The sequence below is a fragment of the Levilactobacillus namurensis DSM 19117 genome, from assembly GCF_001434785.1.
Lineage (GTDB): Bacteria > Bacillota > Bacilli > Lactobacillales > Lactobacillaceae > Levilactobacillus > Levilactobacillus namurensis.
The window spans coordinates 111,124-134,902 of record NZ_AZDT01000010.1; the positions used below are offsets into that span (position 1 = coordinate 111,124).

Annotated in this window: 24 protein-coding genes and 1 other annotated feature; of the genes, 5 read left to right on the forward strand and 19 right to left on the reverse strand. The window is 50.6% G+C overall.

The features are described 5' to 3' along the window. Window positions 1–9: 9 nt before the first annotated feature. Window positions 10–927: a tRNA (adenosine(37)-N6)-dimethylallyltransferase MiaA gene (gene miaA / locus FD30_RS02280; RefSeq protein ID WP_056943734.1), complete on the reverse strand. Its 918-nt coding sequence runs from the start codon at window positions 925–927 to the stop codon at window positions 10–12. A gap of 143 nt (window positions 928–1,070) precedes the next feature. On the opposite strand from miaA, the gene FD30_RS02285 reads away from it, so the two are divergent. Further along, the gene (locus FD30_RS02285) at window positions 1,071–1,247 is read left to right on the forward strand and encodes a DUF3042 family protein (protein WP_024746493.1); all 177 of its coding nucleotides are present in this window, start codon (window positions 1,071–1,073) and stop codon (window positions 1,245–1,247) included. Between the two features lie 45 nt (window positions 1,248–1,292). Here the strand turns inward: FD30_RS02285 and FD30_RS02290 are convergent, their stop codons facing one another. The 7 genes from FD30_RS02290 to FD30_RS02315 all read right to left on the reverse strand — a co-directional run bounded on the left by FD30_RS02290 (window position 1,293) and on the right by FD30_RS02315 (window position 6,732). Beyond that, the gene (locus FD30_RS02290; RefSeq protein WP_024746494.1) at window positions 1,293–1,706 is read right to left on the reverse strand and encodes a rhodanese-like domain-containing protein; all 414 of its coding nucleotides are present in this window, start codon (window positions 1,704–1,706) and stop codon (window positions 1,293–1,295) included. 39 nt (window positions 1,707–1,745) lie between these two features. Next, window positions 1,746–2,717 carry an ROK family glucokinase gene (locus FD30_RS02295; protein WP_056943735.1) on the reverse strand — a complete coding sequence of 324 codons (972 nt, stop codon included), beginning with the start codon at window positions 2,715–2,717 and terminating at the stop codon, window positions 1,746–1,748. A 4-nt stretch (window positions 2,718–2,721) separates the two neighbouring features. Beyond that, on the reverse strand, window positions 2,722–2,952 hold the full coding sequence (locus FD30_RS02300; protein ID WP_056943736.1) for a YqgQ family protein: 231 nt from the start codon (window positions 2,950–2,952) through the stop codon (window positions 2,722–2,724). Between the two features lie 43 nt (window positions 2,953–2,995). Continuing rightward, window positions 2,996–3,655 carry a rhomboid family intramembrane serine protease gene (locus FD30_RS02305; RefSeq protein ID WP_420864746.1) on the reverse strand — a complete coding sequence of 220 codons (660 nt, stop codon included), beginning with the start codon at window positions 3,653–3,655 and terminating at the stop codon, window positions 2,996–2,998. Between the two features lie 34 nt (window positions 3,656–3,689). Further along, window positions 3,690–4,241 (reverse strand): 5-formyltetrahydrofolate cyclo-ligase, encoded by a 552-nt coding sequence (locus tag FD30_RS02310; protein ID WP_056943738.1) that lies wholly within the window; start codon window positions 4,239–4,241, stop codon window positions 3,690–3,692. A 124-nt stretch (window positions 4,242–4,365) separates the two neighbouring features. Continuing rightward, window positions 4,366–4,515, reverse strand: a complete 150-nt coding sequence (gene rpmG / locus FD30_RS11385; protein ID WP_081721478.1) for a 50S ribosomal protein L33 — start codon at window positions 4,513–4,515, stop codon at window positions 4,366–4,368. A gap of 126 nt (window positions 4,516–4,641) precedes the next feature. Continuing rightward, on the reverse strand, window positions 4,642–6,732 hold the full coding sequence (locus FD30_RS02315) for a peptidoglycan D,D-transpeptidase FtsI family protein (protein ID WP_056943772.1): 2,091 nt from the start codon (window positions 6,730–6,732) through the stop codon (window positions 4,642–4,644). A 189-nt stretch (window positions 6,733–6,921) separates the two neighbouring features. Between FD30_RS02315 and FD30_RS02320 the strand changes: the two genes are divergently transcribed. After that, window positions 6,922–9,588: a YfhO family protein gene (locus FD30_RS02320; RefSeq protein ID WP_056943739.1), complete on the forward strand. Its 2,667-nt coding sequence runs from the start codon at window positions 6,922–6,924 to the stop codon at window positions 9,586–9,588. A gap of 205 nt (window positions 9,589–9,793) precedes the next feature. On the opposite strand, the gene FD30_RS02325 is transcribed toward FD30_RS02320, so the two are convergent. The 9 genes from FD30_RS02325 to FD30_RS02365 all read right to left on the reverse strand — a co-directional run bounded on the left by FD30_RS02325 (window position 9,794) and on the right by FD30_RS02365 (window position 18,496). Further along, window positions 9,794–10,096, reverse strand: a complete 303-nt coding sequence (locus tag FD30_RS02325) for a HesB/YadR/YfhF family protein (RefSeq protein WP_056943740.1) — start codon at window positions 10,094–10,096, stop codon at window positions 9,794–9,796. Between the two features lie 180 nt (window positions 10,097–10,276). Beyond that, the gene (gene greA, locus FD30_RS02330) at window positions 10,277–10,750 is read right to left on the reverse strand and encodes a transcription elongation factor GreA (protein WP_024746502.1); all 474 of its coding nucleotides are present in this window, start codon (window positions 10,748–10,750) and stop codon (window positions 10,277–10,279) included. Window positions 10,751–10,846: 96 nt separating this feature from the next. After that, the gene (gene udk / locus FD30_RS02335) at window positions 10,847–11,518 is read right to left on the reverse strand and encodes a uridine kinase (protein ID WP_024746503.1); all 672 of its coding nucleotides are present in this window, start codon (window positions 11,516–11,518) and stop codon (window positions 10,847–10,849) included. Between the two features lie 16 nt (window positions 11,519–11,534). Beyond that, window positions 11,535–12,671: an endolytic transglycosylase MltG gene (mltG, locus tag FD30_RS02340; RefSeq protein WP_024746504.1), complete on the reverse strand. Its 1,137-nt coding sequence runs from the start codon at window positions 12,669–12,671 to the stop codon at window positions 11,535–11,537. Window positions 12,672–12,819: 148 nt separating this feature from the next. Further along, window positions 12,820–15,228, reverse strand: a complete 2,409-nt coding sequence (gene pheT / locus FD30_RS02345) for a phenylalanine--tRNA ligase subunit beta (RefSeq protein WP_056943741.1) — start codon at window positions 15,226–15,228, stop codon at window positions 12,820–12,822. Between the two features lie 9 nt (window positions 15,229–15,237). Then, the gene (gene pheS, locus FD30_RS02350; protein WP_056943742.1) at window positions 15,238–16,284 is read right to left on the reverse strand and encodes a phenylalanine--tRNA ligase subunit alpha; all 1,047 of its coding nucleotides are present in this window, start codon (window positions 16,282–16,284) and stop codon (window positions 15,238–15,240) included. Window positions 16,285–16,352: 68 nt separating this feature from the next. After that, window positions 16,353–16,581 (reverse strand) — a binding site (T-box leader). A gap of 45 nt (window positions 16,582–16,626) precedes the next feature. Then, window positions 16,627–17,001, reverse strand: a complete 375-nt coding sequence (locus FD30_RS02355) for a winged helix-turn-helix transcriptional regulator (protein WP_082604776.1) — start codon at window positions 16,999–17,001, stop codon at window positions 16,627–16,629. A gap of 35 nt (window positions 17,002–17,036) precedes the next feature. Beyond that, on the reverse strand, window positions 17,037–17,534 hold the full coding sequence (locus tag FD30_RS02360; RefSeq protein WP_024746508.1) for an HD domain-containing protein: 498 nt from the start codon (window positions 17,532–17,534) through the stop codon (window positions 17,037–17,039). A 191-nt stretch (window positions 17,535–17,725) separates the two neighbouring features. Further along, a complete protein-coding gene (locus FD30_RS02365) occupies window positions 17,726–18,496 on the reverse strand; it encodes a TrmH family RNA methyltransferase (protein WP_371862340.1) in 771 nt (256 codons plus the stop codon). 114 nt (window positions 18,497–18,610) lie between these two features. Between FD30_RS02365 and FD30_RS02370 the strand changes: the two genes are divergently transcribed. Both FD30_RS02370 and yidC read left to right on the forward strand, forming a co-directional pair. Beyond that, the gene (locus tag FD30_RS02370; protein WP_056943744.1) at window positions 18,611–18,880 is read left to right on the forward strand and encodes an acylphosphatase; all 270 of its coding nucleotides are present in this window, start codon (window positions 18,611–18,613) and stop codon (window positions 18,878–18,880) included. A 105-nt stretch (window positions 18,881–18,985) separates the two neighbouring features. Then, window positions 18,986–19,897: a membrane protein insertase YidC gene (gene yidC / locus FD30_RS02375; protein WP_056943745.1), complete on the forward strand. Its 912-nt coding sequence runs from the start codon at window positions 18,986–18,988 to the stop codon at window positions 19,895–19,897. 84 nt (window positions 19,898–19,981) lie between these two features. Here yidC and FD30_RS02380 read toward each other — a convergent pair whose 3' ends face one another. Beyond that, complete coding sequence (locus FD30_RS02380) at window positions 19,982–21,619, reverse strand: HAMP domain-containing sensor histidine kinase (protein WP_056943746.1); 1,638 nt, start codon at window positions 21,617–21,619, stop codon at window positions 19,982–19,984. After that, entirely contained in the window at window positions 21,616–22,302 is a 687-nt protein-coding gene (locus FD30_RS02385; RefSeq protein ID WP_024746513.1) for a response regulator transcription factor, read from the reverse strand. Before FD30_RS02385 ends, FD30_RS02380 begins: the two co-directional genes overlap by 4 nt. Before the next feature lie 406 nt (window positions 22,303–22,708). Here FD30_RS02385 and adhP point away from each other — a divergent pair, with 406 nt between their 5' ends. Then, window positions 22,709–23,725: an alcohol dehydrogenase AdhP gene (gene adhP, locus FD30_RS02390; protein ID WP_056943747.1), complete on the forward strand. Its 1,017-nt coding sequence runs from the start codon at window positions 22,709–22,711 to the stop codon at window positions 23,723–23,725. The last annotated feature ends 54 nt before the right edge of the window (window positions 23,726–23,779 follow it).

The window sequence follows — 23,779 nt, forward strand, 5'->3', positions numbered from 1 at the left end:
TCGTAAGAACTAATGTCGGAGCCATGCAGCGACCTGAGTGTCAATCTGGGCCTGCTGTTCCGGGTGCTGGACGAGATCATACCAAGTGGCCTTAGTCTGGTTCCGGAACCAGGTCAATTGCCGCTTAGCATAATGCCGTGAATCCTGCTTAACGGTCTCAATTGCACTAGACCATTGTTCTGGATGATCCAGCACCGGCAACAATTCCCGGTAGCCAATTCCCGTAGCGGCTGGTAATTGTGTCCCACCCTGCTGGTCCAGCCACTTAACTTCATCCCACAGTCCCTGTTGGACCATCTGATCGACCCGCTGGTTAATCCGATGATACAGTAGGGTGCGCTCCGTGTTCAGGGCCAGGTAGCATTCATCATACTGAGGACCAGCGTTGTCTTGCTGAGAGAATCGTTGTCCCGTAACCTGGATCACTTCTAAGGCTCGAACCGTTCGGCGGACATTGGTCTGGGGAATCTTAGCCGCCGCGACCGGGTCCTGCTGGTTCAACTGCTCCCATAAGGCTTGGGCGCCTTTTTCTTGAGCAATGGCCCGTAGCCGCTCCCGAACGGCCGGATCTCCTGGCGCATCCGCTCCCAACGCCAAGCCATCGAATAAGGCCTGAAGATAGAAGCCCGTCCCCCCCGCAATAATCGGGAGGTGTCCGCGTTGTCGAATCGCTGGGATCAACTTCTGGGCTGCCGCGACAAATTGGGCGACCGTAAACTGCTGCGTCACGTCGCAAATATCGATCAGATGATGTGGGGCCTGGGCTTGTTCTGCCGCTGTGGTCTTCGCCGTACCAATGTCTAAGTGTCGGTAAACCTGCATGGAATCCCCGGAAATGATCTCCCCATGAAATTTTTGCGCCAGCTGAATGGCTAACGCCGTTTTACCGACCGCGGTCGGGCCTACAATTGCCAATACTTTCTCCATCTTTCGGACCCCTTCTGAATTAAGTTATCCTTAGCGTACCATACTCTTCTGACCAACCAAAAGGTAAATCACTAGCTATTTGCCGAATAAACTTGCATAATGGAAGCGGATAAATGAATTTCCAGCGAAAGGGGCCATTTACGATGAAGCATTTCACAAAAGGATTCTTATTCGGTGTCGTTGCTACTGCCAGTGCTGTTGCCGGTGCCGTCTTCTCCTTCAAGAAAAAGGTCGTTCAACCCATTGAAGAACAGGAAGAACGTTTCGAGGAAAACCGCAAACGGGCAAACCGGAAGAGCCATTCGGCACACCACGTTTAACCAAATCAAAAAACTGTCATTACCGACCGGGTAATGACAGTTTTTTTAGTATTTCGTCTTTTTCGTTTTTCCTTGCCAACGGGCATAACCAGACTTCAAGATAAAGATCTGGTCATAGCCTTCTTTTGCCAGCAGCAACGCTGCCCGGGTACTCAAAGCCTTCCCCTGATCGTACAAGTAGACTGGCAGATCGGAGCGTAACTCAGTGTGGTAAGCCTTAAACGTTGAATAAGGGATGTTCCGAGCACCTAAAATATGCCCCGCATCAAAATCCTTCTTCTCCCGCAAATCCACGACCTGAGCCTTCCGGATACCTGCCTGAAACGCCTGTTCATCGAGTAGTGTGGAAACCTGGTTGCGCCGGATGACCGTAATCAGCTGCCAACCGCCCCATACGACTAAGAGGAGGATCAAAATGATCCAAGAAACAGCTAATCCGGAAATTGCACCAATTACCAAAACAAAATCGTCCTTCCTGATGGCTTATGCCAATATTAATTAGTTAGTTTTTTGGAACCGCAAAGCTAACGATGCAGCTCCGATAACGCCCGCGTCATTCCCTAATTGGGCTAACCGCAACTTGGTTGAGTCCCGAACAGCTGGGAAAGCATTTTCTTGGAAGTACCGCGTCGTTGGTTGTAACAACGTGTTCCCGGCGTTGGAGACCCCTCCGCCAATGATGATATTGGCTGGATTCAAGATGTTGGCCACGTTGGCCAAAGCCAACCCCAAGTAAAAGGTAACCCGGTCGACCACTTGGTTCGCTAAGATGTCGCCGTTATCTGCCAGATAGAAGACCATCTTGGAGGTCACATTCTCTTGATTATCTTCCATTTCTTTCAACCGAGAAGTGCCCAAGAAGTCCTTAGCCATATCAGCGGCCACGTGCACGACCCCCGTTGCAGAAGCATACTGCTCGAGGCAACCGCGCTTGCCACAGTTACACAAGTAACCGTTTGGTTGAACCGTTACGTGCCCCAGCTCACCGGCACCACCATTGACACCGTGCAGGAGCCGGCCACCAGCGATGACCCCACCGCCGACACCAGTTCCGAGCGTTACAAAGACCACGTCTTCGTCCTTTTCGCCGGCACCTTTCCAGTACTCACCTAGTGACGCCACGTTGGCATCATTGTCCAACACAAATGGGAGTCCCAAGGCTTCTTGAATCTGATCCCGCACTTGTTGCCGTTGCTTCCAGCCCAAGTTAACGGCAAAGAGAACGATTCCATTTTCAATATCGATGGGACCAGGAACGCCCATCCCAATTCCCAAGAAGTCAGCCTTGCTGAACTCAGAACTGGTAATGTGCGCACTGACTGATTTAATGATATTCGGAACAATGTGCTTACCATCATCACTTGTATCCGTCGGAATACTCCACTTCGTCAGGATCTCCCCGTCAACCGAAATAAACGCCATTTTTGTGGTTGTCCCACCTAAATCAATTCCGATTAAATTACGTGCCATAACTCTAAATCCCTCCAATGGATTGGTGTTGATTTCTTGCCCGCTGTTCCTCGAGACGGTGTTCATGTGTGAGGACCACTTTCGCTTGGACAAAGGTCGCCTCATCAACCACCCTTGCTTGCCGCAGGTGATCGAGCTCCAATGCCATCACTTCAATGTCCCACATACGCTTGCCGACGTATACATAAATACCGAATTTTTTAAGTAGCTGCTGAACATCATATAACGTTTTCATTGTGCCACAACCTCCATCAAATTGCACGAGACATTTTACTTGACTATTGCGCCATTCCGTGAAGATACAACCAGACCAATCCACCAATTAATACGATCGATGCGATGACGCGCTTAATTACACTAACTCGACCAATTCTCGGGACCCCGACTAAATAGGCCACGAAAAAGCCAGCAAACAATCCACCAACGTGGCCGGCTAGGTCAATTCCCGGCGTAAAGACATCGAAAGCTAAATTCATCACCACAAAGGCCAAAAAAGTCCGCGCTAACGATCGAATCACTGGATTTTGCCAGAAGGACTCGCCCAACATCATAAAGGCCCCAAAGAGGCCAAAAATTGCCGTACTAGCACCGGCCGATAAACTATCAGAGAAGCAGAAGCTTGCCACGTTACCCCCGATACCGGACACCAAAAAGATGGCCAGGTACCGACCATGGCCGAACGCCACTTCCAACTGCATCCCCACAAAGTACAACGTGATCATGTTCATCAAAATGTGTGTGAAGCCAATATGAAGGAAAATCGGTGTGACTAAGCGCCACCACTGTCCCTGCTGAATCAACGGGTTCAGCTTAGCCCCAAACTCAATTAAAACGCTCCCGTTTGTGCTGCCACCAGCTAGGGTCATCGCTAAGAAAACGATCACCATTAAGCCAATCAGCCCTACCGTCACGTAAGGCGTCTGATCTAACCGTCGCAAGCGATATCGCAAGTGGTTCACCCCAAAGTCCCCTTTATTTTTCTCCCTGTGCCGTTAAAACGGCATCCAACAAAACGTCAAAATCTTCTACCGGCCAGCTAGGCTGTTCCGCTTGTTGTGCCGGTAGTGCCAAGGCCACCTTAAACCCTTGGGTCCGCGGTAAGTAGCGGTCATAGTATCCGCCGCCAAATCCTAACCGTTCGCCACCGGCCGCGAACTTTAGACCGGGGACCACAATCAAATCGAAGGCCGCCGGCTCAATAATTCGTCCGTCCTGCGGCTCTGTTAAGCCAAATTTGGTGGTCTTTAGGGTCGTCTGGTCCGTCAGCTCCCGAAACGCCATCTGACGCTTAGGTAGCGTCTGCGGGACGGCCACGGTCTTGCCCGCCGCTCGGGCAGCCGCAATGATGGGGTGCGTCGCTAGTTCCAAGGAACTACTTAGCGTCGTCGCAATGGTTTGAGCAGCCTGCCACTGCGGCAAAGCCTGTAGTGCATGATAAAGTTGCTGACTAGCCGCTTGCTTCTGATCCGCCGGCATACTGGCCAACGCCTGAATCGTTTGTTGTCGTAGTGTCGCTTTGTCCATGACTACAGGACCTCCTTGAGACCTATTCTATAATAGTGCCTGCCATTTCAAAAATAATTTGCCAGCATGACGCACTGAATCGTCTGAAACCACAAAAAAAGGTGCGGGCTTTCGCCCGTACCCTTTACTTAGTTTCACGATGCAACGTTACTTTCCGTTCGCGCGGGCAGTATTTCTTGAATTCAACCCGGTCCGGGTTATTACGCCGGTTCTTGCTGGATAAGTAATTGCGTTCGTGGCATTCCGTACATTCCAAAGTGATGTGGACACGCATGTGGGTAACCTCCCAACTTGTTCAGAATTACAGGCTAGAGCCTTAACTCGTAATATATTACCATTAATCGGCGACATTTACCAGTCTTATTCCAAATATGTTAAGGAAAAATACTTTACAGGTCTTTTACCCCGCCGTATTTTGTGCGGCACCAGACTTAGTCGCTTTGGTCGGATTATCCAACGTAGAGGTCGACTGAACCGTCTTCCAGTAAGCGGCATAGATCTGCTTAGCTAACTTCATGTTATTGTCTTCATCACTGGTACTCAAGTTTGGCATAGCCAAGGCGACAACGACTTGTGGATCATTGGATGGCGCGTAAGACGCCAAGCTCAGCGTAACCGTTGAATGACCCTTGTAGAAGGTTTCGGCCGTCCCCGTCTTCGCCGAGATTCCTGGTGAGATTGAGGCCAATTCCGCCCCCGTCTTGTAAGTGTTGGTCCCATGAACCACGTCATAGAGGCCTTCCTTGACCAGTTTCTTCTCGGCTTCCGTCATGTCAATGGTGTTCAGGATCTTCGGCGTTACGGTCGACTTGACCGTTCCCAACTTCCCGCTAGACGTGGTCCCACGAATCGCTTGAACCACGTGTGGCGCGATCCGCGTGCCTCCGTTAGCCACGGTTGACATGTACTGGGCCACCTGCATGGTGGTGTAAGCGTCGTAGTTCCCGAAGGCCAAGTCCAAAGCACTCCCAATATCGGCTTTGGTACTACCACCTTGTAACCCACTGCTTTCACCAGGCAGATCGATTCCCGTCTTAACGCCTAACCCGAATTGGTTAAAGTAACCCCGTTCAATACTGAAAGCGTCAGTACTCATGTTCAGCGCGCCCCCTGGTACATAGTTGAACTTAGCTTCCTTCATGGCCAATTGCATCATATAGGAGTTAGAGGAAACTTCCAGCGCAGTTGCCGCGTTGACGGCAATGTTCGCATTCCCACTGTGGTTGAACCAAGACGACTTCTTGACCCCACCAGTGTTGATCACCTTATCCGTCAAGGTATTGTTCTCCGGCGTTATGACTTTGTCCATCAACGCCCCTGAGACCATGGCGCCCTTCACAACGGACCCCATGACGATGTCACTATTGATGGTCCCTAGAGCGTTGTCGGTCATCTTACCCGTCGAAGGATTACGGTCAACCCCGGCGATCCCAATGATTCCCCCAGTGTTGGGATTCATCACGACAGCGTAGGTTCCCGTTGAATAACCACCGGCTCCGGATTCAGCTGAACGAACTAGTTTTTGTAGCTTAGTCTGGAAAGTCGAATTGATGGTCAACTGAAGGTTGTCTCCCTTTTGACCGCCATACTTCTCGACTTCCTTGGTAATCTTGTTATTCCCAGCGACTTCCACTTGCTTCTGTGCTTTGGTCCCACGCAAGACGGACTCGTACTCTTGTTCCAAGTAGGATTGACCCACACTATCGTTTCGGGAGTAACCTTGAGCCAGCAATTCGTTGATCTGGTCACTAGGCAACCCGGTCTTTTCCGACGAAACCGTCCCAATGATTGACTTGATTGATTCACCGTTCGGGTAGCTCCGGGACCAACTGGTGCTGACCTTGATCCCCGGCATTTCGGAAAGGTGTTCACCAATCTCGGCAATTTCCGTACTCGACACGTCCGAATCCTTGATGTACGTGGTCGACAAGGCGTATGCCCCGCTCATCTTAGCGAAAATTTCAGCTGCGTTCTTCTGCGTCGCGGTCAGCTTAAAGCCATCGTCATTTTCCAAGTACGTCATGGCTTTGTTATAGCGTTCCGTTTCCGAATACTGACTGATTTTCGGAATCCGCTTTTCCACCGCTGCCAACCGCTTAGTATCGGCCAAGTAGTAGTCGATCGATTGACGTGGAGTCAACGTATCCGTTGGAACCGTCAAATACTTGCCTAACTTATTGGCGATACTGTACATGTCCGTCGACAGAACGTTCACGCCCTTAGTATAGGCAATCGCTTGGTGCGCTCGGTTCCCCACCAGAACCTTCCCGTTGGAATCATAGATCATCCCCCGCTGAACATTGGTCGTTTCAATGGTGGTATCGGTCTGGTTCACCTGGGCCTTGAATTGCGCACCGTACATTACTTGCAAGTAAGCCAATTGTCCAATCAGCGCTGCAAATAACAGGGCAACAATAATGAAAAGAAAGTTTAACCGAAACGGGATCGACGATTTTTGAGGACCGCTCGACCGCGAGTTTCGGTTACTCATACGATTATAGAAATTCTTCACAACAGCTCTGCTCCTTACTGTACTGCTACTATTTTACCAAACTTCGCCTCACTCCACTATCCCGCTATCGAAATTTAATGATTCTATGCTATTCTAGGTAGTTGAAAGCAAAAAGTACAGGTTCCCCAAGAACCTTTTATAATTTCTAAAGATTGAGGTGGCTTTCTTTTGCAAGCAAAGCAACGGCGTAAAACGCTGACGCAACGTCAATGGACGCTTCTCGGGGCATTCCTGACGCCTTTAATAATCATGACGGCGTATTTTGCCTACCGTCACATGGCTCCCTTCGGTACCAGTAGTTTACTGACCGTCGACTTAGGTCAGCAGTATATCGACTTTTTCGCCTACTTACGGCGCACGATTCTGCACGATCCCAGTGCCATTTTTTACTCCTTCAGTAACGGCCTAGGGGGCGAAATGGTCGGTAACTGGGCTTACTACCTCCTAAGTCCGCTGAATTGGTTGCTCTTCTTCTTTCCCGGAACGTCACTTTCTAGCGGTATTTTTCTGCTAACCGTTCTAAAATACGGCCTTGCGGGACTAAGCTTCGCCTGGCTTCTCCTGAAGCTCACGCCGCAACGCGGTTTCGTGGCCATCACCTTATCAACGGCCTATGCCATGATGGGATGGACCATCGCCAATCAACTGAACATCATGTGGTTAGATGCCCTGTTCTTCCTACCCCTGATTTTCTACGGCCTCTACCGCCTAGTCGTGACCAATCACTGGCGCGCCTATTTAATCTGGCTGACGCTGATGCTAATCGTCAATTACTACATGGCTTACATGATTTGCCTATTCATGATTTTAGCGTTCATTTGGATTGCCGTAACGCACTTTACCTCCTGGCGAAAGTTGGCCTTACAAGCTGGCCGTTTCGCGCTGGGCTCGTTGACTAGCGGGCTCCTGGCCGCAGTAGTCTTACTGCCAACTTGGTGGTCCTTGACCCAGAGTAAGGCTCAGTACACGGTGACGTCGTTCAAGTGGAAGTTTGAGTTTTTCCCACCCAAAATGCTGGCTAAATTCTTCATGGGCACGTTTAACTTCGACCAGATGCCGAGTGGAACGGCCAACCTCTTTGTTGGGGCAATCGCCGTTTTAGGGGCACTCTTCTTCCTGGTCGATCGCCGACAGACCTTACGCAGTCGCCTCACCGCCGGAATCATCACGCTCTTTTTGGCAGCGTCATTATGTGTGCAGCCTTTAGATCTGCTCTGGCACGCGGGCCAATTTCCCGTCTGGTACCCTTACCGGTTCTCCTTCATTGTCGGGTTCTGGCTGATCTGGTTAGCCGCCCAGACCTTGACGGCTGATTTTCAACCCGGTCCGCTTGCAATCGCCCTAGTCACGGTAGTCGTTGCCGGCGGTTGCTTCTACGTGGGGGAAAACCTCAAGAAGTTTTCCTTCCTCCACAGTAACGCCTTCTGGTTAGGCGCACTCTTTGTGGTCTTAGCCTTGCTGATCTACGCATTGCCGATTCGTAAGCACTGGCTCTATCCCCTGATGTTATTCGTGGTCGGAGTCACTGAAGTCACCGCTAATGCTTTCTTGTCTCTGAATAATATCAGCTACGTCTCCCAATCGGAGTACGCCAACTACACCAACGAATTGCAACGCTTAGTAGATAAGACCCAGGCCCACGATCAAAGCTTTTATCGGATTGGAAAGACCTTCCTGCGAACTAAGGGGGACGCTTTCCAAACCGGCTTTAACGGTGGCTCCGTCTTCTCCTCGGCACTGCCTAAAGCCACGCCGACGTTCATGGGACACATTGGGAGTCCTGATGGTGACGGGTTCGTGGAATACAGTAACGGGACCTTAGTCACCGACTCCCTGCTGAATATGAAGTACTACTTCCAGCAAAAGCAATTATCGGGGGCGTTGGCTGGGTCCAACATGCTTCCCGCCAGCACCAACAAGGCCGACTTAGCGGCCTACCGACCAATTCGTCAGGACCACTGGGCAACGACCTATCAGAATCCTTACGCGCTACCGATTGGCTACGCAGCCAGTGATCAGATCCTAACGTTAAAGAATGGGACCGCCGACCCAGCACAATACCAAGCTAATTGGGTCGCGGCCCTGACCGGTAATGCTCAGGATAAACACCTGTATCAAGTAGAAAACTTCAACCAGGTCACGTTCCAAAACATCAATCAGCAGACTAAAATCACCGGCGCCATTCTGCAAAAGAAGAACCTGGTGAAGCCGGCCAGTATCACGTTGACCATCAAGCCCGACACTAACGATGCTTACTACCTGACCTTTGGTTCAACGGTCAATCCCGACAACGCCACCTTCATTCTAAATGGTCAGCCACTGAATCAATACAAGACTTACCGCAATACCATTCTGGTAAGTGTCGCCGACCACGCGAAGGGCAAGACCCTCAAGTTGACCATTCAGCTCAAGAAGAGCTCGCTGTGGCTCGAAAACTTCACGCTTTACCGGCTACAGACGGCGCAATTCAAACAAGCGACCACACAGCTGCAACAGCACCCTTGGCAGCTAACTCAACATAGTCAGCGGTCCTTTGACGGTACCGTGACCGCCACCACGGCTCACCAAGTGCTCAACACGTCGATTCCCTACGCTGCCGGGTGGCATGCCACGGTTAATGGCCACTCCGCTAAGGTTTACAAGACCTTGGGGATGTTCAACGCCGTCAAGTTACGCAAAGGAACCAACCACGTCAAGCTCAGTTACTGGCCCCCAATGTTGAACCTGGGGCTCTTGATCAGTACGCTGACCTTGTTAGTGGTCAGTCTGATTTGGTGGGGACAACATCGTCGTCACCGGCCACGTCCCGCTAACGACCATCACCGTCGCCACTAATCTACCAGTTATTTAAAAAGAGACTCTCCAGCCAACGCCGGAGGGTCTCTTTTCAACGTCTCAGCAATACTCAACGTTTTCTAGGGAAAAGTTTGGGGCATAGGAGCTCCCCAGCGGGAACAGCTATGCCTCTAAGCTTGGTATTTTTAACTGTGATGTCATACGTTGCTGTGAAAACGGGTCTCACAAGTACTCTAATGCTGGTCTATAATTCGCCATTCTCGGTATAAATATAGGTTGGGCCATCGGTCTTAGGGTCATACTCAATGGTCAAATCGTACCCGACAAAGAACCATTCGTCCCCTTCCGTGATGTAGTAGGTGACGTCATCCTTGGTCATGGTCACAACCGGATCGCGCGGATGGTCGTCTGGCGTCATCCCCAACGAAAAACCTTGGTGAACTGGCGTCTTCCCGTAAACTTTACCGAAGAAGCGGATCCCACGACCCGTCATGCCCATATCCTCGCGGAACCACTGACTTGCTCTATCCGTTACCGTAATTTTCATTTTACCAGAACTCCTCTTAACCAGACTATGAATCCGTTTTCAACTACCTTTATAACATGAACGCCCCGTTAATGGCAAGTAGAATCCCTAATTATATTGTTCACAATTAGATTGGGGACCCGCGCTACTAAAAAACCGGACCACCATTCAGGCGTCCGGTTAAATAGTATTCTGTTAACTTTAGTCGACCGCCAAAACCTTGACCGTCATATCGCCACCTGGCGTGGGGAACGTCACGTTCTCACCGACCCGGTGTCCTAACAGCCCCTTAGCAATCGGGGAATCGTTAGAGATTTTTCCCGCCATCGGATCCGCTTCAGCCGCACCGACGATGGTGTATTCTTCGGGATCATCGTCACCTTCTTGGAAAGTGACCTTCTTCCCGACACTGATTTCGTCCTTATCGGTTCCCTCGTTATCAATAATTTGCGCGTATTGAATCATCCGTTCAACCGTGCTGATCCGAGTTTCCAACATACTTTGTTCATCCTTAGCTGATTCGTATTCAGAATTTTCTGAAAGGTCACCGTAAGACCGTGCAATCTTGATGCGTTCAATCACCTTAGGCCGTTGAACCGTCTTCAAGTCTTCCAATTCAGCCTGAAGCTTTTCCTTACCTTCTTCAGTCATTGGATACATTTTATCTTCTGCCACAATGGCCACCCCTTTTTCTCTATTATTTTTACTGAGTCGATATTCTCACGACCCGCCCGTGAGACGGACTAGGCCGATACAGCTAACCCCATCATCTTAAATGGTCGTGTCAGGATTGTCAAAAACTTCTTTATTCCCGTGCGCCTCTAAGATGGCCCGAATCTTCGTGACCAATAAGTCAATGGCCACTTGGTTCTCACCGCCTTCTGGCACGATAATGTCAGCATAACGCTTCGTGGGTTCCACAAATTGATGGTACATCGGCTTCACCGTCTTCAGGTACTGGCTGATAACGGATTCCAGCGAACGGTCCCGTTCGTTCATATCCCGTTGAATCCGACGGATAATCCGAATATCATCATCCGTATCAACGAAGACCTTAATATCCATTAAGTCCCGTAACCGTTCATCATCTAGAATCAAAATTCCTTCCAAAATGATCACGTCACGTGGTTCTTGGTGGATCGTTTCATCACTCCGCGTAAACAAGTTGTAGTCATAGACCGGCTTTTCAATGGGCTCATACCGTAAGAGTTGCTTTAGCTGGTCAACCAGCAGGTCCGTGTCAAACGTCAAAGGATGGTCGTAGTTGACCGCTTTCCGTTGTTCCATGGTCATTTCTGCTTGGTCCTTGTAGTAGGAATCCTGTTGCAAGATCATAATGGAATGACCCACTAATTGATTAAAAATCGCCCGACTAACGGTCGTCTTCCCACTTCCGGAACCCCCGGTAACTCCAATGATGATTGGTCGCTTCTTATCTGCCAACTTTTGTCGCCATCCTTTATTTATTGTCGCTAGCCAGTGAACTGGTCAACGCTTGGTGCTGATCATAGGTCTTTGAAAAGTAAACTTTACCGGTCTTGGTGTTCGCAATAAAGTAATAGTAATCCTTATTCCGCGCACTCGGGTGCAGCACCGCCTTGATCGATGAGACACTCGGACTATCGAACGGCCCAGGGCCGAACCCGGTATGAACGTAAAGGTTATACGGTGATTTTACCTTGAGGTCCTTATAAGTCAATGACTTTTTGGTGGTCTTCAACGCATACTGAACCGCAATATCCGATTGTAAGGCCATATTCGCATCGATTCGGTTCAAGAAGACGCCGGCAATCTTGTCCCGGTCCTTCTGTGTAACCCCTTCGCGTTCAACCAGGGAAGCTAACGTCAACGTCTCTTGAACCGTTAACTTCTGCTTCTTGATGGTCTGGTAATGACTTTGTAGGTTCTGGTCCATCTTGGCCACCATCTCAGTGATCAACTGCTTCAAGGTCATCTTTTTCCCTGCTTGATACGTGGCCGGAGCTAAGTAACCTTCTAAGCGGTACCGGACGTTCTTGGCCTGCTTCGCTGAACTTAACAAGCGGGGATATTTCGCCGCTAATTGGTTGAAGAAGCTCGGACTCTTCATCAAGCTCAGAAATTCTTTTTTGGTGAAGTCCGTTTGGATCGGAATCTCCGCGGCTAATTGATCGACCGTTTCGCCTTCTCGAACCAGCACCTTACCGGCCGTACTCTGGATAGGTTCCGCCGAACCACCCATTTGCAGACGTTTGGCGATCGTGTTCAGAGTCATCGACGGTTTCAACTGGTAGTAGCCCGCCCGAAAGTTCGTGAACTTATGGGACTTCACATAGTAGTTGAAGACCATCCCACTCTTGACCACTTTTTTATCCTGCAGAATCTGCCCAATTTTGTTTGACGTCGCGCCCATCGGCACGTTCACCTGAACCACATTATCGTTACTGGCATCCAGCGGCTTCAGCGCCGACTGAAAGTAATGATACCCAATAATGCCGATTGCTACCGCCAGGATGACCAATAAGCTGGCCACCCCAATCATGATTCGCCGTCCGAAAGAGGTTCGCTTGGGCCCTCGAACCTGTCGTGACGGCGTGGGATCTGTGCCATTATCCAACTTGTTTCCTCCGTTCTATGCCATAGTCCCCTATATTATACAGAACTTCAGGGGCTACGAAAACCAGCAAGTACCACTTTGATAAAAATGTAATGTTTACCTTCAACAAAAAGCGCGAACGACTTGGTCGTCCACGCTCCGTACTTGTTTAACGAATCTCCGCGCCCAGTTCATCTTCCAAACGCTTCGTAACCTTCGCAAAGGCCTGGTTAACGGCATCATCCACTAAGGTGGCGTGCTTGTCTTGATAGGTCAGCGTGTAGGCCAAGGACTTCTTGCCCTTAGGCACCTTAACCCCAGCATAAACGTCGAATAGCTTGACGGACTGCAAGTAAGCGCCGCCCCGCTTCTCAATCAAGTTGACGACCTGTTCGTTGGTCACCTCATCGTCTACCAACATCGCAATATCACGCGTAATTGCAGGATACCGCGAGATCACGTCGTATTGGTTCTCCTGCTTAGGCATCTCAATAATCGCCTGCAGGTTCAATTCAAAGACGTAGGTCGTCCCGATCTTGAACTGCTTAGCAATCGTGGGGTGAATCTCACCAAGGTACCCGATGCGGTGTCCGTGAACCAAGATATCCGCGGTCCGTCCAGGGTGCATCTCCGGCATCTCCTGGTTCGGAACATACGTGACCTCACCATTGACCGCCATGTCTTGCAGGTAAGCTGCAACGATTCCCTTGACTTGGTAGAAATCAACTGCTTGAGCAGGTTGGTTCCAAGCCTGGGGCATCAACGTTCCCGTAATGGCACCGGCAATGTGTTCTTCTTCGCTTGGCCGGTCAGTTCCGTCCTCACGGTAGAAGACCCGTCCTTGTTCATATAACGCAACATCTTTGACTTTCCGGGCGGCATTGTAGGCCAGATCGTCCAACAAGCCCGTAATCAGGTTCATTCGCAAGACCGCGTGATCCACGCTCATTGGCCAAGCCAACTTGGTCGGAACACTCTCGCGCATCATGAACATTTTAGCTTTGTCTTCCGTAGTCAATGCGTACGAGATGGCTTGGTTCAAGCCCAAGGCCTCTAAGGAGTGCCGGGTCGCCCGCATCAGCCGTTGAGCTGGCGTCAAGCGTCCCTGCGTCATCCGTCCCGTCGGCAAGGTCACTGGAATGTTGTCGTAACCGTAGATTCGCGCAATTTCTTCCAGCAGATCGGCCGGAATATGAATATCGTTGCGCCGAATTGGCACCGTGACGGTCATTTGGTCCCCGTCAACAGCCACCGTAAAGCCTAATGATTCCAGAATATGCGTGACCTGTGCCTGCTTGAGGTCCATCCCCAAGACGGCATTCACGTGCGTCAGCGTCAACGGAATCACCGCTGGATCGGGTTGTTGGTTACTGCCCACGGCCGTCCCCGTCTGAACCGCGCCACTAGCTAATTCATCCATCAGCTGAGCAGCAGCATCTAAGGCATCCTGCACACCCGCTTGGTTGACGCCCCGTTCGAACCGCTGTGACGCGTCCGTGTGTAAGTGGTGCCGTTGTGCTGCCTTACGGATGTGATCGTGTTCGAAGACCGCTGCTTCAATGGCCACCGTGTGTGTCTGACCAGTAATGGCGGTCGATAAACCACCCATCACCCCAGCCAACGCAATGGGCGCTTGACCATCAGCAATCACGATATCCTTAGGATCCAAATCGTGGTCATTTTCGTCTAAAGTCGTCAACTGTTCCCCAGCATTTGCTGTCCGAACATAGACGTCCTGTCCCGTAAACTTATCGTAGTCAAAGGCGTGTAGGGGTTGGCCATACTTCAACATGATGTAGTTCGTCACATCGACCACGTTGTTGATTGGCCGAATCCCCGCGTTCCATAACCGAATCTGTAACCACATTGGACTAGGGGCAATCTTCAGGTCGCGGACTAACCGCATCCGGTACTGAGGCGCTAACGCCGCATCCACGTGCAGGGTCAGTTGGTCAGCAATGGCCTCCCCAGTCTCCTTAACGGCTGGTTGGTCCAGCTTAACGGGTTGATCATAGATTGCGGCTAAGTCGCGCAACGTCCCGTTCAAGCTCAGCATGTCGCCTCGGTTAGGCGTGACATCCAAATCAATCAGGCTGTCGTCCATTCCTAAGAGTCCGAAAACGGGTTCACCCGGTTGTGCATCGGCTGGCAATACGTAAATGCCATCAGCGTATTCCTTAGGCACAACATCCTCACTGAATCCAATTTCTTGTAAGGAGCAGATCATGCCATCGGATTCTACGCCCCGCATCTTGGAACGCTTGATCTTCACGTTGTTGGCAATCCGTGACCCCGGTAACGCAACGATCACGTTCTGACCCGCTGCGACGTTGGGTGCCCCACACACGATTTGTGAAGGTTGGTCATCCCCTACATCGACTTCACAGATGTGGAGGTGGTCAGAATCGGGGTGAGCAACCAATGAGTTCACGTGCCCCACCACGATCTTCTTTAACCCGTCGGCGGGCCGTACCACACTGTCCACTTCAACCGACGTCCGTTCGATCTTTTCCGCCAAATCCGTTGCGGAAACATCTAAATCCAAGTATTCTTTAATCCAATTGTAAGAAATATTCATCGTTGGCGGCTATCCTTTCTTGGTAAATTGCGTCAGGAAACGAACATCGTTCAAGTAGAAGTTCCGAATATCGTCGACGCCATACTTCAACATGGCAAACCGGTCGGGACCGACCCCAAACGCGAATCCGCCGTAAACGTCCGGATCCACGCCCGCCATCTTCAAGACGTTCGGGTGGACCATTCCGGCACCTAACACTTCGATCCAGCCCGTGTTCTTGCAGACCTTGCAGCCCTTACCACCACAGTTGAAACAAGTAATATCCGCTTCAACTGATGGTTCCGTGAACGGGAAGTAACTTGGCCGCAGCCGAACATCGAACTTATCTCCGAACAACTCATGCGCTAAGACCTGTAACGTTCCCTTGAGGTCCGCCATGGTCACGTGCTTGTCGATCACTAGGCCTTCCACTTGGTGGAACTGGTGGGAGTGTGTGGGGTCGTCGGTGTCGCGCCGATAAACCACACCGGGAGAGATCATCTTCAATGGGCCCTGACTAAAGTCGTGCTTTTCCAGCGTCCGGGCTTGCATCGGTGACGTCTGCGTCCGCATCAAGATTTCCTTCGTGATGTAGAACGTATCTTGCATGTCCCGAGCGGGGTGGTTCTTAGGCAAGTTCATCATTTCGAAGTTGTACTTATCTTCTTCGACTTCTGGCCCACTCAAGACTTGGTACCCCATCCCTAAGAAGAGGTCTTCAATCTGGTCAATAATTTGTTGGATCACATGAGGCTCACCCTTAGCGACCGGCGTTCCTGGTAAGGTCACATCGATGGTTTCCTTAGCCAACCGCGCGTTTAAAACAGCTGCTTCCAGGTCTTCGCGACGCTTAGCCAATGCAGCGGTCAGGTTATCCCGTACTTCGTTCGCAAACGCACCGACCTTAGGCCGTTCTTCGGCTTCTAGATCCCGCATCCCCCGTAAAACTTCGGTAATGGGACCCTTCTTGCCCAACAGGTTGACCCGAATCTGGTTGACATCCTTCAAGTCTTGGGACTTTTGGATTTCGGCTAACCCTTTTTGTTGTAGTTCCGTTAATCGCTCTTTTAACGACATCCGTGTTTTCCTCCATTTCTACTCAACCACCTAGTGATGCCCACAAAAAAAGCTCCGTTCCTCTTAAAAAGAGGGACGAAGCTTCGCGGTACCACCCTGATTCAGGGCACTAGTTCTCCTAATGCCCCACACTCAGTCGTGATAACGGTCACTCACCGGAGCACCTTTCATCGTTTCCGAATCCCGGTGTCAACTCAAGAAGTGAATTCACCCGAATGGATTTGAAGCAGGGTTTCAGTCATGCCCCGCTCTTCCTGCCAAATCCTTCCGGCTACTAATTTCTATCATCGTCTTTAACTAAATCACTCTTATCAGCCTACCGAACTTTCCGGTAGCTGTCAACTACTTCTCAGCAGCTTCGACCGGACAAGACCACTTGTCAGACCACGCATGAATCGCGGTCATCACATCGCGGAATTCCCGACCTTTAGTGGTCAGGTCATACTCGATCAACGACTTGTCAGGATACGTCCGGCGTACGATCACACCGTTTTGTTCCAGCTCCTTCAAGCGTTCCACCAGCACCCGATCACTGCACCGGGAGACCTTGTGCGCCAAGTCCCGGAACCGTTGCGGGCCATCTTCTAGCAAAACATCAATAATCAAGCCGTTCCACTTCTTACCTAAAAAGGTAAACGTCTGTTCCAAACGAGGACAGAGCGTAAAATCAACTTCTTCTGATTTCGATGTTTCCTCTTTTGTAGGCATCATTTGCATATCGTTTACCTCCCTTCATACATTCCTAGCCCACTCTAAGCGTTAGGCGTTAACTTATCAAGTAGCAGTTGCATATGCTTACGGGCCGGGCCCGTGAACTCGTGGACGGCTTCGTAGTCATCAACTAACGAAACGATCATACTTTCGCGATACCGCGGCATGGCCAACGTGGCCCCCCACATATGCTTCAAAATAATATCCTTTTCCATCGGCGTCAAATCCGTCAACTTTTCGGCGTTCCGTAAAGCGACCCGCGGATGGATAAACGCGTGCGACCCTAAATCGAACTTGGTCGTCCGCCAGTCATAATAAAACAAATCATGAAGCAACCCACCCCGCGCGGTGGCCCGTGCATTTAAATGCAACTTCTTTGCAATCAAGTAACTGTTATACGAAACCGAGATGGAATGGTCCAGTCGATTAGAGTGATGATGCTGGGTATAATTCGCCAGACGTTGCACCGGCTCCTGCGCCAACAAATCAGAAACGATCGCAAGGTATTCGGGATCATCACGCCAAGATAATTTGGTCATAGAATGCTTCCTTTTCAATTAGAATTATGCTGTGATACTACCAATAGTTACCCTGTATTTTACTTACTTTTCCTCAAAATGCAATCATTATGGCCGATTTAGCCGTAAATTAGCACTTTTTTAACGAAAACTGCTAAACGGTCACCATTTTAAGTCGCCTAGTCTTGCAACCTGGCTCTCAATCGATGGCCTCAGCCAAACAACCGAAACATTACAATTCCCGCCGCTACCGCCACGTTTAGCGATTCCGCCCGGCCCTTAATGGGAATGTACAGGTTACGCGTTGTGAGTTGCTGCAGGTCGGGAGCCATGCCGTTCCCTTCATTCCCCATGACAATCGCCCCCGTCGTGACTGGGTCAACGTTCCGGTAATCTTGCGCCTGCGGGTCTAGGTTGGTCCCGTAGACCGGTAAATGCCGCGCCGTGAAGGCCTGAATCCACTGGTGCAGATCTGCTTCCACCACTTCAACGTGAAATTGACTCCCCTGCATCGCCCGCAGGACCTTCGGCAGGTACAGGCTCGCACTCCCTAGTCCCAAGACCACGCCCCGTAAGCCAGCAGCGTCGGCCGTCCGAACCATGGTTCCAATGTTCCCAGGATCTTGCACCTGATCTAAGAACAGCCAGCCTCCTTCAACCGTCTGGGGGTCTAAAACATCCTTAGCCGGTAGCGGGACCGTCGCAAAGATTCCCTGTGGCGTATTGGCATCCCCAATCGTCTTAGCGATACTCTCGGTCAGTTCAAAGCGATCAACGTTGGCCGGCAACTCAGCCGCATGGGCCGTTAACTGTTCCGCCGTTCCCATGATGGCCCGTAACGACTGGTGCGCCAAGATGGCCTCGTGGACCAGATGCCACCCTTCCAATAGGTAGGTTTGCGTTGCTTGACGTCCTTTTTTGGTGGTCAGTGCCCGCCACTGCTTGACCCGTTTATTTTGACTCGATGTGATTTTTTCTTGCAAGAGTAACGCTCCCATTCACTGGTTTTATTCTTAATTTTACCATATATTCGTGTCCGCCGGGAATTGATGCGGTATCATGTCATAAAGGGATATCTTAAAAGGAGGGAAATCACCTTGTTAACTCGTCGCTTTCTGGTGAGTGGTCGCGTTCAGGGCGTCGGCTTTCGCTGGGCCACCGTCCAGTTAGCCCGTGATCTACACGTGACGGGAACCGTTCAGAACCTGGAGACCGGCCAAGTCGCAATCGTAGCCAGCGGTTCAGCCGAGGTCCTGGACTTGTTCGCTCACCGACTCTACCACGTCAATGCTTGGGCTCGGGTCACGGACTTGGTTCAGACGGAACTTCCGGCCCAACACTTTGCCGACTTTCAAATAATCATTTGAAAAAGCCACCTAAATCAAGTAAGATATTGAATGTTCACGGCGATTTCGCCGCATGGGAACGGCAACGTTTCTATTGTTAAATTTATAAAGGGGTTTCTGAAATCAATGAAATTTTCCAAGAGATTTTCGGCCACTGCCGCCCTCGCGAGCTTAGCCTTACTGCTGAGCGGGTGTGTGCAGACCAAGAACGGGAAACCGTATGGCTTCGTCTATGATTACCTCGCCGTTCCCGGACAACACGTCATGGATTGGTTAGCCAACATCTTCGGGAACAGCTACGGCTGGGCCATCATCATCTTAACGGTGATCGTCCGGATGGTCCTGCTTCCCGTCATGGTCAAGCAGATGCGGGGCGCCACGGTCCAACAAGAAAAGATGTCCATGGTTCGGCCTCAGATGCAGGAGATTCAAAAACGGCAGAAGGCTGCGAAGACTAAGGAAGAGCAAGCCGCTATCAGTCAAGAAATGATGGCCCTCTACCGGAACAACGGCATCAGTATGACCGGGGGAATCGGCTGTTTGCCATTATTGATTCAAATGCCGATTTTTGCCGCGTTATACGCCGCTATCCGGTACTCACCTGAGCTTTCCAAAGCCGTCTTCATGAACATCCCCTTAGGGAAAGCTAGTTGGCTGTTAGCCCTGCTCTCCTTCTTGTCCTACTTGCTTCAAGGGTACTTATCCATGCTGGGGATGCCGGAAGATCAGAAGAAGCAGATGCGCTACACCATGCTGATGAGCCCCGTTATGATTCTCTTCTTCACGATGAGTTCACCTGCCGGACTTGGCCTGTACTTCTTCGTGGGTGGGTTGTTCGCCTGCTTGCAAACGTTGATCATCAACTTCTATCGGCCTCGAATTCGGCGGCAGATCAAAGAAGAAATGGAAAAAATGCCTAAACCTGCGCCGGTTGCACCCGTCAAACCCGTTGCACCTAAACAGGTCAAAGCGCAACAAAAACAGATTCATCATCACAACCGCAACCGGAATGCTGGTAAACAACAGCACCGGCGGTAATTGCTAAAACCATCTAAAAGGCGCTCACCAATTCAACTTGGTGAGCGCCTTTTATTCGGGCCTAATGCATCATAGACCTGTGTCTTAATGGTCGTCCGGTGTCTCCGACTTAGTAGCCGGATCTTCACCGGAGTCGTCCTCTAATAGCTGAGACTTCAGCAAGCCAGAAATGTCCGTATTCGCTGCTTGGGCCTGCTGTTTCTTTTTTATCAAACGGTCTGCCGCTTCCTTAGACAGGATTGGCAACGAGATTCGAAAGACGGACCCGTGTCCGACGGCACTCTCAATGGTAATGGACCCGTGATACCCCTCAATCAACCGTTTGGCAATTGCGAGACCCAGTCCATTGCCCCCTTTAGTCCGCGAACGTGCTTTGTCGACCCGATAGAACCGGTTAAAGACCCGGTCGCGATTGGCCTGCGAGATGCCTTCCCCGAAGTCCTGGACCGCAATCTCCACGTTCCGTGAATCTTGCTCGTAGGTCAGGTGGACCTCCTTGCGCGTGGTCGAGTACTTCACGGCGTTATCTAGCAGGATAATCAAGATCTGTTCCAAGTGGTTCCGGTAGATCTGGGCTTGAATCGACTGATGAACGTCATCGTCCAGAATAAAGACATAGTCGGGATGGATCATCTTAAAGTTGTCGTAGACCTGCGTGACCACTTCACTCACATCGGTCACGTCATTGGTAAACGTCACTTCAATCTGCTCCGCCCGTTGCAGATCCAACATCTCTTGAACCAAGCTCTTCATTCGCTTGGTCTCTTGTAAGGAAGCCTTAATGGACTCATCAAGGACCTCGGGATCATCTTTCCCCCACCGGTCCAGCATCTCCATGTGGCCCTGAATAATGGCCACCGGCGTCCGCAACTCATGAGAGACATCTTCCACGAATTGTTGCTGTTGGTCGATGTACCGCTGCGTGGTATCGATCATATCGTTCAGCAGCGCTGTCAAATCACCCAGTTCATCGTTACGCTTAGACACTGGCACTCGTTCATCCGTTTGGGGATCATCCCGCACGGCGTGAATCGTATCCCGAATGGCATCCATAGGCCGTAGTAAGAACGACGCCAAGATGTAGCTGAGAATTGCCGCCGCCAATGCGGCCATCAAGCCCAAGACAATGACGACCTGTAGCAGCCGCGTCTGGGTCTCGTGATAATCCTGGAGGTTATCGTCGACCTGCACGTACCCAATAATCTGGTCATTTTGTTTCGAGCGAATCGGTGTCCGACCAATCAACCCGGATCCCTGCTTGGTCTGCTGGGTCCGAATCTGTTGTTTATTCACCGGCTTAAACGTCGCGACGTTCGCACCCCGACTAGTGAAGAGCAAGGCTCCGGCCGGGTCATACACCGCAACGGTCTGGCTATCCCGAGCTAAGCTGGTCACGATAGCACTATTGTACGGCGTGGTTTTCTTCCCCAAAATCGCCGCTACTCGGGGGCGCAATAGGTTATCGACCGTTTGGCCCGTCAGTTCTTGTTTCTGAGTATTCAGCTTTTCCACCACAACATTCATGGTGTCACCGACATGGGTCCGCTCCTGCTGGAGTAAGACGGTCATGAAACTGTTAAAGATCAGAAGCGCAATCACGGTAAAAATAATCAAAACTGCGCCAGCCGTTGATAAAGCCCACTTCCACTTTAACGAAAAGCGGAACGGCTTTTTCTTAGCCTCAACGGGTTCTTCCGCGAGACTAGATTCGGGAGTTCTCACGACCGCATCACGTACCCCGTGCCCCGGACAGTCTGAATGTAGCTCTTCTGACCAGGCACATCAATTTTGTTCCGTAAGTACCGGACGTACACATCGACCACGTTGGTCTCAACTTCGGATTCGTACCCCCAGACCTTGGTCAGTAACACGTCTCTGGCCAGGACTACGTTCACGTTCTCCATCAACGCCAAGAGCAGTTCGTACTCCCGCTTAGTGAGGTTGATGACCTCGTCGCCACGCCGCACGATTCGGTTTTCCTTCTCAATCGTCAGATCTTTGAACTTCACCGTGGTTTGCTTGGTGTTCTTCTGTTCACCTTCCAAATGAATCCGGCGTAACAGGGCCCGCACCCGGGCCAACAATTCTTCAATGGCAAACGGCTTAACAATGTAATCGTCGGCACCATGATCCAACCCGGAGACACGGTCGATCACCGAGTCACGAGCCGTCATCATAATGATTGGCGTACTCTTCACTTCCCGCACCCGCCGGGCAACTTCAATCCCGTTTAATTCAGGCAACATCAAATCTAGTAAAATCACATCGAAGTCCTGTGATAACGCGGCATCAAGCCCCGTCCGGCCATTAAACTGAACGTTCGTTTCGTATCCTTCGTGCTTCAGTTCCAGTTCAACAAAGCGCGCCAGGTTTTTTTCGTCTTCAATAATTAAAATTCGACTCATTACTCTTTAACTCCTCTAGGGCGATTTAGCTGTGCTCAGCATACACCAGTCGTGGTGTTTCAAGAGCAACCGTGGTTCATTCCAATATTTAATTTTATCATATTTACTCCCAATTGTGCGCCTTTTCCCTTCGTCGTAACAGGGATTAATTGGCAGAAGCGTTAAAAGTGCGCTAAGGCCTGTAAACAACCGGTTGCATTCTTTTGGCTTGTGCTTAATGAAAAATTAATTCGTGGTTACTTTCACATTAGAAAGGCAGTTGAATAACCATTCTAAAGCCATATTATCCCCAATCAGTTTCGACAAAAGTTTTTTAAATTTTATTTTTGTGTATGATTTCACTTGCACTTGTGAATTTTTTAAGTATACTAAGCGGTGTAGATAAAAAAGAAAAGGGGTTCTTTTCATGAAAGCTGCTGTTATTCGCGATTCTGTAGATGGTTATGTTGATATCAAGGACGTCACGCTCCGTCCCATCACTCACGGTGAAGCCTTAGTTAAGATGGAATATTGTGGGCTATGCCACACCGACTTACACGTCGCTGCCGGTGACTTTGGTAAGCAACCAGGTCGGATCATTGGCCATGAAGGTGTCGGTAAAGTGATTCAAGTTGCTGACGATGTTAAAAACTTAAAGATCGGTGACCGGGTCTCCATTGCTTGGTTCTACAAGGGCTGTGGCCACTGTGAATACTGCTTGACCGGTCGGGAAACACTTTGCCGGAATGTTCTGAACTCCGGGTTCACCGTCGATGGTGCCATGGCTGAAGAATGCATCGTGGATGCCAACTATGCTGTTAAGGTCCCTGAAGGTTTGGACCCTGTCGAAGCCACTTCCTTAACTTGTGCTGGTGTGACGATGTACAAGGCCTTGAAGGTCGGCGAGACCAAGCCTGGCCAATGGGTCGAAGTTGTCGGTGCCGGTGGTTTAGGTAACTTGGCCATCCAATACGCCCACAACGTCTTCGGTGCACACGTTGTTGCCGTTGATGGGAACCCAGACAAGCTGGAAGCTGCTAAGGAAAACGGTGCGGAAGTGCTGATCAACCGGCACGACGGTGACGTTGCTGAACAGATTCAAAAGAAGGTCGGCGGGGTCAACACCGCCCAAGTAACTGCCGTTAACGCGGACGCCTTTACGCAATCCGTTAACGCCCTGCGTCCTGATGGGAAGCTCGTTGCCGTGGCCTTACCACAGGGTGACATGAAGCTGAACATCGCCAAGACGGTTCTGGACGGTATCTCCGTTCGTGGTTCCTTAGTTGGGACCCGTCAAGACTTAGCCGAAACCTTCCAATTCGGTGCTGAAGGCAAGGTTCACCCAATCGTTAAGACCCGTCGTTTGGACGAAGTTAACGATATCATTGACGAAATGAAGAACAACCAAATCGTTGGTCGGATGGTCGTCGACTTTACCAAGTAAACTTAAACGATAACGCACTAAACGGCAGTGGCCGTCCCCTCAGGACGTCACTGC

Bases quoted from the DNA above. Each gene is read 5' to 3' on its own strand.
- miaA (WP_056943734.1), bottom strand. From the start codon at position 927: ATGGAGAAAGTATTGGCAATTGTAGGCCCGACCGCGGTCGGTAAAACG.
- FD30_RS02285 (WP_024746493.1), top strand. From the start codon at position 1,071: ATGAAGCATTTCACAAAAGGATTCTTATTCGGTGTCGTTGCTACTGCC.
- FD30_RS02295 (WP_056943735.1), bottom strand. From the start codon at position 2,717: ATGGCACGTAATTTAATCGGAATTGATTTAGGTGGGACAACCACAAAA.
- FD30_RS02300 (WP_056943736.1), bottom strand. From the start codon at position 2,952: ATGAAAACGTTATATGATGTTCAGCAGCTACTTAAAAAATTCGGTATT.
- FD30_RS02310 (WP_056943738.1), bottom strand. From the start codon at position 4,241: ATGGACAAAGCGACACTACGACAACAAACGATTCAGGCGTTGGCCAGT.
- rpmG (WP_081721478.1), bottom strand. From the start codon at position 4,515: ATGCGTGTCCACATCACTTTGGAATGTACGGAATGCCACGAACGCAAT.
- FD30_RS02315 (WP_056943772.1), bottom strand. From the start codon at position 6,732: ATGAGTAACCGAAACTCGCGGTCGAGCGGTCCTCAAAAATCGTCGATC.
- FD30_RS02325 (WP_056943740.1), bottom strand. From the start codon at position 10,096: ATGAAAATTACGGTAACGGATAGAGCAAGTCAGTGGTTCCGCGAGGAT.
- pheT (WP_056943741.1), bottom strand. From the start codon at position 15,228: ATGAATATTTCTTACAATTGGATTAAAGAATACTTGGATTTAGATGTT.
- pheS (WP_056943742.1), bottom strand. From the start codon at position 16,284: ATGTCGTTAAAAGAGCGATTAACGGAACTACAACAAAAAGGGTTAGCC.
- FD30_RS02355 (WP_082604776.1), bottom strand. From the start codon at position 17,001: ATGCAAATGATGCCTACAAAAGAGGAAACATCGAAATCAGAAGAAGTT.
- FD30_RS02360 (WP_024746508.1), bottom strand. From the start codon at position 17,534: ATGACCAAATTATCTTGGCGTGATGATCCCGAATACCTTGCGATCGTT.
- yidC (WP_056943745.1), top strand. From the start codon at position 18,986: ATGAAATTTTCCAAGAGATTTTCGGCCACTGCCGCCCTCGCGAGCTTA.
- FD30_RS02385 (WP_024746513.1), bottom strand. From the start codon at position 22,302: ATGAGTCGAATTTTAATTATTGAAGACGAAAAAAACCTGGCGCGCTTT.
- adhP (WP_056943747.1), top strand. From the start codon at position 22,709: ATGAAAGCTGCTGTTATTCGCGATTCTGTAGATGGTTATGTTGATATC.